The sequence below is a fragment of the Peribacillus folii genome (assembly GCF_030271255.1).
In the GTDB taxonomy this organism is placed as follows: Bacteria; Bacillota; Bacilli; order Bacillales; family DSM-1321; genus Peribacillus.
Map to the genome: position 1 here is coordinate 419,319 of NZ_JASJOM010000002.1, position 12,003 is coordinate 431,321.

Here is a 12,003-nt window from a genome sequence, read left to right on the forward strand (position 1 = left end):
GCCGTCTTTAGTTACCAGGTCTTTTCACTTGGGCGGACTTCACCTGACTATCTCCAAAAAGCGAGATCAATGAACGATTCCACAATCAGAAGGGCTGGCCTGCACCAGGCGATTTGAAGTAAGCAATTCATGTTGATTTCGCAGAATGAAATCATGTGTAGAAAGCATCATCCTCATCGCAAGTTTTTTATTCCTGATTTTAACTAAAAGATAGATTTTTAGAGTAAGGCTTTCATTACAGGTAAAACAAAGCTGCTCGAAACTCATGTTTGGAAGCCTATGCAGTTTGAGCATTCAAGAACAATCTTTTTGCTTCGATCAGCCTGATATGATGTCAAAAATATATCCTCCCCTCCATCGCGGCGTTTCCTTAACCAATCATAAATTGACATCCTCCACCATTCGATTGTAAAATTAACTGAAATTTAAGATAATTCTTTAGAAAGGTGTGAAGTCGTGTATCGGATTTTAGTAGCAGATGCGATCAAACCAGAGGGACTAGGTCCGCTAGCAGGAGCATCCAATATTCTTCTCATCCAAAAGACGGTAGAGGAAGCAGCAAACGAACTTGAGCAGATTGATGCTATCCTTGTTAGAAGTGCAACGAAGGTGACGGAAGATTTAATGAACGGGATGCCACAATTAAAAATCATCGCCCGCGCTGGCGTCGGCGTGGATAATATTGACATCCCCGCAGCAACGAAGCGCGGTATCGTCGTCGTAAATGCACCTGATGGCAATACCATTTCGACAGCTGAGCATACTTTTGCCATGATGACTTCACTCATGCGCCACATTCCTCAGGCAAATGCTTCACTGAAAAACGGGGAGTGGAAACGTTCATCCTACACAGGTACGGAACTCCGCAGCAAGACATTGGGCATTGTCGGATTTGGTCGGATTGGCGGGGAAATTGCCAAGCGCGCTAAGGTGTTTGGCATGGAGGTCATTGTATATGATCCATTCCTGAGTGCTGACCGTGCCAAGAAAATGTCCGTAACATCCTTGTCCTTGGAAGAATTGCTGCCTAAAGCGGATATCATTACTGTACATACCCCCCTAACCGCTGAAACGAGGGGGTTAATCAATAAAGAAAAATTGTCCACCTGCAAAAGAGGCGTGTACGTACTGAATTGTGCCCGAGGCGGAATCCTCGACGAAGATGATTTATACGAAATGATCGTTAGTGGTCATGTTGCCGGCGCTGCGCTCGACGTTTTCGTCGAAGAACCCCCGCTTGGGCATAAGCTGCTTGAACTTGAAAGTGTGATTGCCACCCCTCATTTGGGTGCATCCACGAAGGAAGCCCAATTGAATGTGGCCGTACAGGTCGCACAGGAAGTATTAACCTATTTCGAAGGAAATCCTGTCTCGAGCTCCATCAACCTTCCAGCCATTTCCAAAGAGGTGTTTGAAAAGGTGCAGCCCTTCTATCAACTCGTCCAGCAAATGGGATCAATTGCCTCACAGTGCATGAAAGAAGGTATACAAGAAATCTCGGTAACCTATTCAGGCGAATCACTCGACTTTGATACCGCGATTCTGACAAAAAGTTTAATTTCAGGTTTCTTCAAATCAAGAGTCGACGCTCCCGTCAACGAGGTAAATGCCCTGCTTGTAGCCAAAGAGCGCGGCATCACTGTCGGGGAAAAAATCTCCACTGACTCCTTAGGGTACGCGAACTTGATCAGCCTTAAGGTTAAAGGCGATAACCGCGAATTAACAATCAGCGGTACTCACATAGAAAATTACGGTTCACGAATCGTGAATTTGAATGGCTTCAAGATCGACTTTCATCCGGAAGCACATTTACTTTATATCCAGCATACCGATAAGCCCGGGGTAATCGGCAACGTAGGAAAGGTCCTTGGAGATCATGAAGTGAACATCGCAACGATGCAGGTTGGCAGGAAAGAAGCTGGCGGGGAGGCCATCATGGTCTTAAGCTTTGATGCACCGCTCGAGGACAAACTGAAACAAGTCTTAATGGAAACAAAAGAAATTACCTTCATGGCCCGCATTTCATTATAAAAAAGCAAAAGTGCCCGCCTCATGGGCACTTTTGCTTTTTTTCTGACCCTTATAAGGCCCTCGTCTCATTTGATTTGGTTAGGTGCCCTCGGCACCTTTATGTCCCTAGTTAAATTTAGATGACCCACCTTTTCTATCGGAGCATGTTCGAACTTCACCGTTTCATAGCCAAAATCCTTAGCGATGAAAAGAATCGCTTCTAAGGCTTCAAGGCTCCGCTCGCTATTTTCCATATCCATATTTTCTGCCAATTGAATGGTTACATGACTTCCCTTGGACTTTATCCTTTCCCATACCAAGTCTTTCGGGATGGCAGGTGACACTCTTTTCAATTCAGACTGCCTTTTTCCCGCTTGCAGCGCTTCGGCAAAACCGTGATATTGGACCGTGCTTGGAACAAGCAGTCTTGGAGAGGATTGATTTTTTTGGTATAGAAGGTACGTCCGGTGTTTATGTTCGGGTATTTCCAGCTGTTTTAAGAAACCAGCATGAGAAAACATTGCGCCTTGCTTGCCATCTGTAGCAAAAGTCATCTTCGTTATATTGTTATAGGAGAGGGTTTCTTCCATGGAGGAGAGGAAAAGATCATCCTCATCCAATAATGGGCTATCTTTCTTGAACTCAATATGAGCAGTGGTCTTATCAATTCCTTCGCTAATCGTTACATCCAGTGGAAAATAGTCTGATAATCCATAGCGCTCTTCATCGATTTGGGACATTTGCGTGACCATCCGATTCAGCTGATCCGATTCGTCAGAAGATTCTTGCTTGATGGAGATGGGGACGACGATGTTCATTTGATCATCTGGTATGCCCAGTGTAATGGCCGAGGCATTTTTCAGTTCATCATCATAAATCGCAGGTGCGAATGTTTTTTCCTGCACCCCGCTAAAAGGTTCAATTTCCATTTCTTCGTCTTTGGCTTCCGTTTCTGCATGCTTGCCCGTAAGCGTTTGGCTTTCCTGGATATCTCCCGAGCTGCTTTCGTTCGATTTTGCTCCATAATCAGCTGATTCCTTACTTTCAGAAACTGACAATTTCCGACTGCCGTCACTTTTCTCTTGACTTACCTCCCTACCCTTTCCAATCATCAATACTGAAGCCACAACAATCATCAGGCATAGGGAAGCAACGCCTGCCAATAGCTGTAACGAGCGTTTCTTTTTCTTCTTACGATATATTCCTGCCATTACCTCTGCCTTGTTTCTGTGATCCTTGACCTTTGGAAGCTCGCGTAGCATGTCTTCGATTTCACTTTCGTTCCAACGGGATCTTTTCAAAACGGTGCCCCTCCTTTCCTGATGAATCGTCCATCAGCTTTTTGATTACCTTTAAGGCGCGGTGCTGGGTCGTTTTTACCTTACTTTCACTCCAGTTCAATATAGCTGCTGTTTCGGTTATCGACATCCCCTGGATATATCGGAGAATGATGACCGACCTTTGATTCGTGGTGCATCGGTTCAAGCATTGATAAAGAGCTTGGATATCATCGTTCAAGATTGCTACTTCTTCCGGTATCGGCTGGCTGTCTTCAATCGCTTGCCTGTCCCAATCAAAGTTGGTGAAGAGTTTATCCTTCCATCCTTTTTGTTTTCGGAAATGATCGATCGTTACATTTCTTGCGATGGAATACATCCAGGTTTTTTCACTGCTTTTACCTTCAAATCGTTCATAGGCCTTCATGATCCTGATATAGACCTCCTGAACCAGGTCCTCGGCCGTTTCTCGATTTCTAGTCATATAATAAATGAATTGATAGATTTCCTGATGATATTTTTCATAAAGATCGTGGAAAACGGAATTTATCATTTCCCCACATCCGTTCATAAATATAGTCGTCAAGCCTGAATGAAAAGTTACACGCTCCGCTTCATCCTTATTTTAACATTCAACCAATTTCCACTTTTATTTTTGCCTGATAAAAAAACAAAGGCAAAATGGATTCCTCCATATGCCTTTGTTATCACCGTTTCCTATGAAACAAGATTTTCTGGCAAGCTATCCGTCATTCAATCAGGATTTTCCATGATTCGAGGCAGGATAAAACTGAATGTTGTCCCTTTATCCGGTAAACTGTTCACCGTGATGTACCCATCATGGGCATTGATGATATTTTTGGCGATTGCCAATCCCAACCCCGTACCTGACCGGCCGCGGGTCCTTGCTTTATCCGCTTTGTAAAATCGTTCGAATACAAAGGGCAGATCCTCTTCGGGAATCCCCAATCCTGAATCCCTCACATCTATGACCAGCCCTCTTCGATCACTTGTCCTTTGCACGACATCAATGTTCCCGCCTGAAGGAGTATGGCGGATCGCATTATCAATCAAGTTCGTCAAGACCTGTTCAATCCGATCCGGATCGAAGTGCCATTCGATACCACCGTCTTGGAGACTCGTCGATATCGAGATCCCTTTTTCCTTGGCCAGCACGGAAAACTTGCTCGTGATCCTATTCAAATAAGGGGAAATGGGCACACACTCGTACCTAAGATTCATTTTTCCCGATTCGAGCTTAGCCAAATCGAGCAAATCATTGACTAATCGCCCCATCCTCAAGGACTCATCATAAATGATGCGGGCCATTTCCATCTTTTCCTCTTCGCTGCCTGCTATGTTATCAACGATCGCTTCACTATACCCTTGGAGCATGGAAATCGGCGTTCTCAGCTCATGGGAAACATTCGCAATGAAATCCGTTCTTAGTTTGTCCATCCGCCTTTCATCACTCATGTCCCGGATGATGGCCACCGCACCCCGGATATTGTCGGGATTTGTATATAGAGGACTGACAATCAAGCCCCAGTCGCGGCCCTGCAGCGTAATTTCACCAACCTGCTCCTTATCCAAAGATTCGGATTCATCAAATAGGTTCATCAGCACCAAAGGTACATTCACATTGTCTTCCCGGTTATAGCCCTTCTCGAAATACCAGGATTGCAAGAATCTTTCAGCTGGCGGATTCGTCTCAAGGATCGTACCATCTTTATTAAAGGTGATGACCCCATCCGCCATACTGCTTAAAATGCTTGAAAGGTGCTCCTTTTCCTGGCTTAGCGCATTCATGTTGAATTTCAGCTGTTTTCTCATCTGGTTGAACGCTATCGCCAGCTCGCCGATTTCATCTTGCGTCAAGATCGGCACCTTAGTATCAAACTTTCCTCGTGCGATGGCCAGTGCGGCTTCCCTCATCTTCACTAATGGAGCATTGATTCTGGTCGATAAAAAGAAGGCAAAAAACGTCGTCAAGATAATGGCGATACCTGCGGCCAATAAAATGAACTGTGTAGTCGACTTAGTCGTTTCTTCCATCGACTCAAGCGATTGGAACAGGAAGACTTCATCCTGCTCTCCATTCAACTCAAGCGGCACCCCTACAACGATTGCAGATAATTCCTGACCTTTATCATCGGATAGCGCCATTTCCTTCTTCACGGTCTTCCTCTCCGTAAAAACCTTAAGCAGTTCGGGGTCCGACTTAATGGACTGCGGGGTTATTTCAACACCGGTGCCGCCAATGGATGAGAAGACCATTTTATCATCGTTCAAAATGATCATTTTCGTTTCTTTGCCTATCAGTTCCGAGGCTATTTGTAAAACATCGGTACGTGATCCTTGATGGTCATTTGTCACCTTGATGATTTGTTCAGCCGTCTTCGTCAAATCATTTTCAATATTCTCGATTTGAAAATTCTCAAAAAATTCAACGAGAAGAACGGTTAATACGATCAATACAAATGAAACAAGCAATAAGATCGTCGCCCATAGCTTCCCTACAACACTGCCCCATAACATCAGTCATTAATGACTTCGAACTTGTAACCGACACCCCAAACCGTGACAATCATCTTGGCTGCATTTTCCGATATTCGGTTTAGTTTTTCACGTAAGCGTTTTACGTGTGTGTCCACAGTTCGAAGATCTCCAAAAAATTCATAGTGCCACACTTCTTTTAATAGCTGCTCCCGATCGAAAACTTTATCAGGAGATTTGGCCAGGAAATATAATAATTCATATTCCTTGGGTGTCAAAGACACCTCTTTGTCATCTGCAAGCACCCTATGGGCATCATTATCTATGGTTAGATGGGAAAAGACGATCACATCTTTTGCCGTCGTTTCCGTCTGTACATAACTCGTACTTGAAGAACGTCGCAATAAAGCTTTGACCCTTAACACGACTTCGCGGGGACTGAACGGTTTCACGATATAATCATCGGTGCCCACTTCAAACCCTTGAACCCGGTTCACTTCTTCCCCTTTAGCAGTCAGCATGATAATCGGTGTCGCTTTCTTTTCCCGCAGCTCTCGGCAAACTTCGATTCCATCCTTACCAGGCATCATGATATCCAATAAAATCAAATCATACTCATTTTCGAGGGCTTTCGTTAAAGCCATATCACCATTTTCAGCTTCATCGATTATGTATTCCTCTCTTTCCAAGTACATCTTTAATAAGCGGCGAATTCTTTCCTCATCATCCACCACGAGAATTTTAATCGCATTATACATTATGAAATCAGCCTCCTATCCTATATTCTACAAAATGAATACTTCGATGACTAATATTATTTCCATCAAAAGTATGATTAACAGGCAATTCTGCATCTCCATCAAGGACTTTTCACCTTTTTGTCACATAAACGGTACAAGCACCCGCGAAATGGTCATGCACTACACCGTTATCCTTTCCTTATTGGCGCTATAGAAAAGGGGATCGTTCTCAAGAAAACCCGATCATCCATCTCCTCGGATATTCTATCAAAAGACCCCCCTGCAACTATCTATTACAATACCGAATCATGCGTATGAATGCAAACCGGCGATGACCAAATTGACGAATATCAAATTGAAGATCATGATGGCGAAACCGATGACTGCAAGCCAGGCCGATTTTTCCCCTTGCCATCCCTTTGACATTCGCAGATGCAGGAATGCTGCATAAAACAACCACGTTATAAGCGCCCAGACCTCTTTTGGATCCCAGCCCCAGAATCTTGTCCATGCCACTTGTGCCCAGATCATGGCAAATACAAGTGCACCAAGGGTGAAGATTGGGAAACCGATAAGGACCGAACGATAACTGATCTCGTCCAACAAGCTCAAATTCACATTCTTTACGATCGGCTTTATCAATGCCGCTACCCTTCTCCGAGTTATCAATCTAATAAGGCCGTAAAGGACGAGCCCCGCTCCGGTAGACCAAATGACTGTATTCAGTTTTTTGGCATTGATGAGCGCAGGCATGCTCACTAGCGGCTCAAAACGATCCGGCTCGATCAGCTTCCCTTCATGCGGACCCACTAACGCAGGCAGGTTGAACTCCTGCTTGTCCGCAACGCCCTTTTTATCGACCCAATCGAAATTAGCTTTGTAATCCATTGCAGCAAAGCTTGATGTGATGATCACAAAGCCGATGGTACAGACTAACGTGAACATGATGACCTCCAGCCAGAACGTTCTTTTGCTGGCTTGTGTTTGTTCGACGGATTTGACTAAGTAGATGATAGCTGCCACGAAGCTGATGGCAAGTATCGACTGTCCCGCCGCTGCAGTCGTAACATGAATGTGTAGCCAATCACTCTGTAACGCAGGGATGAGCGGCGAAATTTCCCTAGGGAACATGCTGGCATAAGCAATGATCAATAACGCAATCGGTAAAGCGAATAACCCAAGTGCGGGTGTTATATAAAGGAAGTAAATTAATATGAATGCACCGACCAGCATCATTCCGAAAAAGGTCGTAAATTCGAACAGGTTACTGACGGGTGCGTGGCCGGCAGCAATCCATCGAGTAATGAAATAGCCAATTTGCGCTGCGAAACCAAGAATGGTGACGGAAATGGCAAACTTAGCCCATTTATTTTGTTTCTTTTCTTCCGCTCCCCGTTTATCCTTTATCGATCCCCCAAACAAGAAAGTGGCGATCAAGTATAATATGAAAGCTGCGTATAAAAAGTTACCGCTTATCTCAGCCATTTAAAGCTTCCCCCTTAGTAGAAGATTTCTCCTCCTCAAGTTGATCCTTCGGTTCAGAAAGTGATGTCGACTCAATCGCTTTTTTGATATCTCTTTTAATGCCATGCCAGTTTTTGTTTGTATGGCCGGCCATGACAATCTCATCCTGTTTCCTCTTGATCCAAATGCGGCGATGATTCCAATACGAGCCTTGGACCACACCCACCATGAAGATGATCCCTCCAGTGAATAGGATCCAGAGCGTTAAATCCTTCCGGACGGTCAACGCAGTGACATCCTGGGTTTCCACACCATTAAAAGCCATTTTATACGTGTTTTCACCTAATGGCTCTGCAGTCTCTTTTATCGCCACGAAACTGACTTCCCCCTCCGGCTTATCCGGTGTATGCATCTTAAAGATAAATGCCGGATTATTCGGAATCTTCGATATCGTCCTTGGTTCGCCTTTTTCATCAAACTCGAAATCAGGGAAATAACTGATTAGATCGACGGAATATCCCTTATTCAATTGGTAGTTCTTTTTTGGATCGTTCAAATCGATCTTCACTCCGCCAAACTTCTCATTCGTTTTTTTGTTAATCAAATTAAATGACATCGTACTGAGCTCATCCAGCTTATAATCTACTTGATAAAGGGCGTAATGATCATGTTTCAGAGGTTCATTGACTTTGATTTTATAATCTTTAACCTTTTCAAGGCCGACTTTTTCTCCTGGTATCGCTTCCCCTTTGCGTTCATAGAGCGTGACATCGGATTGATAGGTTTTGGCTATTGTTCCTGTCTTATCTATTGCGGCGGTGTACTGTTGATCCTCTTTGTTGCCTTTGTCATACACCTCTAACGTGAATTCATTATTCTTGAGATAGTATTCTCCATTCGTGCCCGGAATTTCTTTTCTCTCACCTTCCCTGAGCCAAACGACTTTATCGATATACATGCCCGGCACGGAACGCAGTAAGGCACCGATTAAAAAAATGATAAGTCCGATATGATTAACATAGGGCCCCCACCTTGAAAAGCGGTTTTTTTCGGCAAGTATATGACCCTTTTCCTCACGGATATGATAACGCTGCCTTTTTAATTCAGTCTTGACTTTGTCCAGGTCGATATCCTGTTCATCAAGCTTTGTCACACCGTAGATCCTCTGTCGCTTCATGAACCCATCATGCCGGATGACCCCTTGTTTTTTTAAAGAACGATATAAAGGGAAGAAACGGTCGATGCTGGCAACGAGCAGGGATATGCCAAGCATTCCAATTATGAGCAAATACCACCATGAACTATACAAATTATGGAACCCGAGTTCATAATACACCTTTCCGAACCAGCCGTATTCCGATTCATAATGCTCTGCTGGTGTAACGGTTGAAGGGATATACATTTCCTGCGGTAAAATCGTACCGATGGCTGAAGCGACCAAGGCAATGACGATGAGCGTCACCCCTACCTTGACGGACGAAAAAAAGTTCCATATTTTATCAATGACCGTTTTCCTGTAGGTTTGCGAACGCCTCGCACTTCCTTCATAGCGCATATCAATAAGCTTATTCTCTTGTTCACTTCCAAGATCCATGCCGCACTTTCCGCAAATCTTCGTGCCAAACGGATTTACATGACCACAATCGCATTTTACTTCTTTCATGTCAAAAACTCCCCAGTATTATGGTTTGATTCTCTCCATATGCTTTTGGATGCTCTCTTCTGTCAAAGCTCCTGTAATGATATCTATTACTTTTCCCTCTTTATCAATCAAAAAGGTAACGGGTAAAATATCCACGCGATAAGCATTTTCCACTTCCCTGCCCTGATCGATCATGACTGGAAAGGTAAGATCATGCTTTGTGATGAAATTATCGACAGCATAGTCGGATTCCCCTACATTGACTGCCAATACCTCCACGCCCTGGTCTTTATAGTTCTGATATTGATGTTCCATATACGGCATTTCATATTCACACGGCTTGCAATATGTACCCCAAAAATTCAGGAAGACGCCTTTTCCTTTATAATCGGATAGTTTATGTTCATTGCCTTTCATATCGGTCAAAACAAAATTGGGTGCATCCGATCCTTTTCCAAGACTATCATTCTTATCTTTAGTGAAGTTCGTATAAAGGGCAAACACTAAAGCTGCACCTAACAGCAAAAGAATGATGGTTCTGCTTATTAAGCGTCGCTTCTTTTTATCCATAGAAATCCTCCTAGGGCAACCCTAAATTTAACCATACCATTATACCATTTAACACCCTGTCCATTTTTTTGCATTTCCGAAGGTTTTGTGACAATCATTACCGTATCATGAAAGAAAAGGTACGTACGAGTTGTTGTCCACCACCCTCTCTTCACAGGGGGAATAACGGGGTAGTGGCCTTCAACCGATGTATCGATAAAAATCCTTGCTTACATTCTTCTTTGTTTAGGGTCGGTCGATGCCATGGTGCGCATCAATTTGACCTCGTGCGGAGTCAACTCCCGGGAGTCTCCAGCGGTTAGCCCGTCCAGTGTCAAAAATCCGTATTTTTCCCGCTTCAATTTGATCACGGGATGGCCAATCGCTTCGAACATGCGGCGTACTTGCCTGTTCCTGCCTTCATGTATCGTGATTTCCACAATGGCTGTTTCCTTTTTTTTGTCGGTCGACAATACCTTGGTCTTGGCTGGAGCTGTTTTGCCATCCTCCAGCTTGATCCCTTTTTCTAGCTTTTTCAAGCTCTCACGAAGAGGGATTCCTTTCACTTTTGCCACATACACTTTATCCACTTCATGCTTAGGATGCATTAATGTGTTTGCGAATTCCCCATCATTGGTCAATACAAGCAAACCCGATGTATCGTAATCCAAGCGACCAACCGGATAAATCCGTTCATTGATGTACGGAAAATAGTCCGTTACGACCTTTCTATTCTTATCATCCGAAACGGCCGAGATGACCCCGCGCGGTTTATAGAAGAGGAAATAAACAGGAGCTTCTTTTTCAAGCGGGACTTCATTAACCTCGACCTTATCATTAGGACCGACCTTCACGCCCAATTCCTTCACTACTTTGCCGTTCACTTTTACCTTGCCTTCTGATATCAGCTCTTCTGCTTTACGGCGGGAAGCCAATCCAGCGTGTGCTATCACCTTTTGTAATCGTTCCATCTATCTTCACCTCATAGTTTAATCATTCGTTTGTTATTGTCTACAAATACACAATCATACAATTATTACATATGAAGAGACAAAAACAAAAGGTTTTTCGCGATAATGAGCTTTTCTTTTCTTATTGATCCAATAATGAGACAGTTAAATGGGGTGGTTTCCATAATGAGTGTAACATAGCTTTTTTTTCCATACAAAAAAATGTTCCTTTTGAAGGGAGTTTGGATACATAAAGAAAAGTGTGGCCACATAAGGGGGCAGTTACGTGAAAAAAGGCAAAAAAAAAGAAATGGAGCATCCATTTCCTTGGTTTTCAATTCATTCCGAAAACGAGTGTCACGACGATGACGGCAGCTATGATTCCGACCAGATCGGCCAACAGGCCCACCTTAAGGGCATCACCCATTTTTTTGATGCCGACTGCGCCAAAGTAAACGGTCAACACATAGAAGGTGGTATCCGTGCTTCCTTGAATCGTGGCAGCCAAGCGGCCGACAAAGGAATCAGGGCCATAAACCGATATCAGGTCACTAGTCATGCCCAATGCAGCCGTTCCGGATATGGGCCTGATGATCGCAAGCGGCAGCACCTCGGACGGAAAATGCAGCAGTGCAAGCAATGGTTTCACTAATTGGACAAAATAATCCAAGGCGCCCGATGCCCTGAACACCGAAATCGCCACTAACATCCCTACCAGGAAAGGAATGAGGGAAAAGGACATGTTAATTCCTTCTTTCCCCCCCTCGACGAAGGTTTCATAGGTCGGAACCCGTTTTAGTGTACCGTACAGCAACACAGAGAGAATCAAAAGCGGTATCATCCAAATTGAAATCGTCGTCATCCAATGCAACATT

General features: G+C 44.0%; 10 protein-coding genes. 1 reads left to right on the plus strand and 9 read right to left on the minus strand.

All coding sequences use genetic code 11. The features are described from left to right. The first annotated feature begins 456 nt into the window (after positions 1–456). Complete coding sequence (gene serA, locus QNI08_RS04680; protein ID WP_285766266.1) at positions 457–2,031, plus strand: phosphoglycerate dehydrogenase; 1,575 nt, start codon at positions 457–459, stop codon at positions 2,029–2,031. 65 nt (positions 2,032–2,096) lie between these two features. Here the strand turns inward: serA and QNI08_RS04685 are convergent, their stop codons facing one another. The 9 genes from QNI08_RS04685 to QNI08_RS04725 all read right to left on the minus strand — a co-directional run bounded on the left by QNI08_RS04685 (position 2,097) and on the right by QNI08_RS04725 (position 12,002). After that, positions 2,097–3,311: a hypothetical protein gene (locus QNI08_RS04685; RefSeq protein WP_285766267.1), complete on the minus strand. Its 1,215-nt coding sequence runs from the start codon at positions 3,309–3,311 to the stop codon at positions 2,097–2,099. Continuing rightward, positions 3,283–3,837: an RNA polymerase sigma factor SigX gene (gene sigX, locus QNI08_RS04690; protein ID WP_285766335.1), complete on the minus strand. Its 555-nt coding sequence runs from the start codon at positions 3,835–3,837 to the stop codon at positions 3,283–3,285. The genes QNI08_RS04685 and sigX overlap by 29 nt, the downstream gene beginning before the upstream one ends. A gap of 203 nt (positions 3,838–4,040) precedes the next feature. Next, the gene (locus QNI08_RS04695; protein ID WP_285766336.1) at positions 4,041–5,828 is read right to left on the minus strand and encodes an ATP-binding protein; all 1,788 of its coding nucleotides are present in this window, start codon (positions 5,826–5,828) and stop codon (positions 4,041–4,043) included. Beyond that, the gene (locus tag QNI08_RS04700; protein ID WP_285766268.1) at positions 5,825–6,541 is read right to left on the minus strand and encodes a response regulator; all 717 of its coding nucleotides are present in this window, start codon (positions 6,539–6,541) and stop codon (positions 5,825–5,827) included. The genes QNI08_RS04695 and QNI08_RS04700 overlap by 4 nt, the downstream gene beginning before the upstream one ends. 288 nt (positions 6,542–6,829) lie before the next feature. After that, a complete protein-coding gene (ccsB, locus tag QNI08_RS04705) occupies positions 6,830–8,008 on the minus strand; it encodes a c-type cytochrome biogenesis protein CcsB (RefSeq protein ID WP_285766269.1) in 1,179 nt (392 codons plus the stop codon). Then, positions 8,001–9,650 (minus strand): cytochrome c biogenesis protein ResB, encoded by a 1,650-nt coding sequence (gene resB, locus QNI08_RS04710; protein ID WP_285766270.1) that lies wholly within the window; start codon positions 9,648–9,650, stop codon positions 8,001–8,003. Before resB ends, ccsB begins: the two co-directional genes overlap by 8 nt. A gap of 18 nt (positions 9,651–9,668) precedes the next feature. Continuing rightward, positions 9,669–10,199 carry a thiol-disulfide oxidoreductase ResA gene (resA, locus tag QNI08_RS04715; protein ID WP_285766271.1) on the minus strand — a complete coding sequence of 177 codons (531 nt, stop codon included), beginning with the start codon at positions 10,197–10,199 and terminating at the stop codon, positions 9,669–9,671. A gap of 209 nt (positions 10,200–10,408) precedes the next feature. Further along, the gene (gene rluB, locus QNI08_RS04720) at positions 10,409–11,149 is read right to left on the minus strand and encodes a 23S rRNA pseudouridine(2605) synthase RluB (protein WP_285766272.1); all 741 of its coding nucleotides are present in this window, start codon (positions 11,147–11,149) and stop codon (positions 10,409–10,411) included. Between the two features lie 313 nt (positions 11,150–11,462). Then, entirely contained in the window at positions 11,463–12,002 is a 540-nt protein-coding gene (locus QNI08_RS04725; protein ID WP_483313738.1) for a spore maturation protein, read from the minus strand. Position 12,003 lies beyond the last annotated feature (1 nt).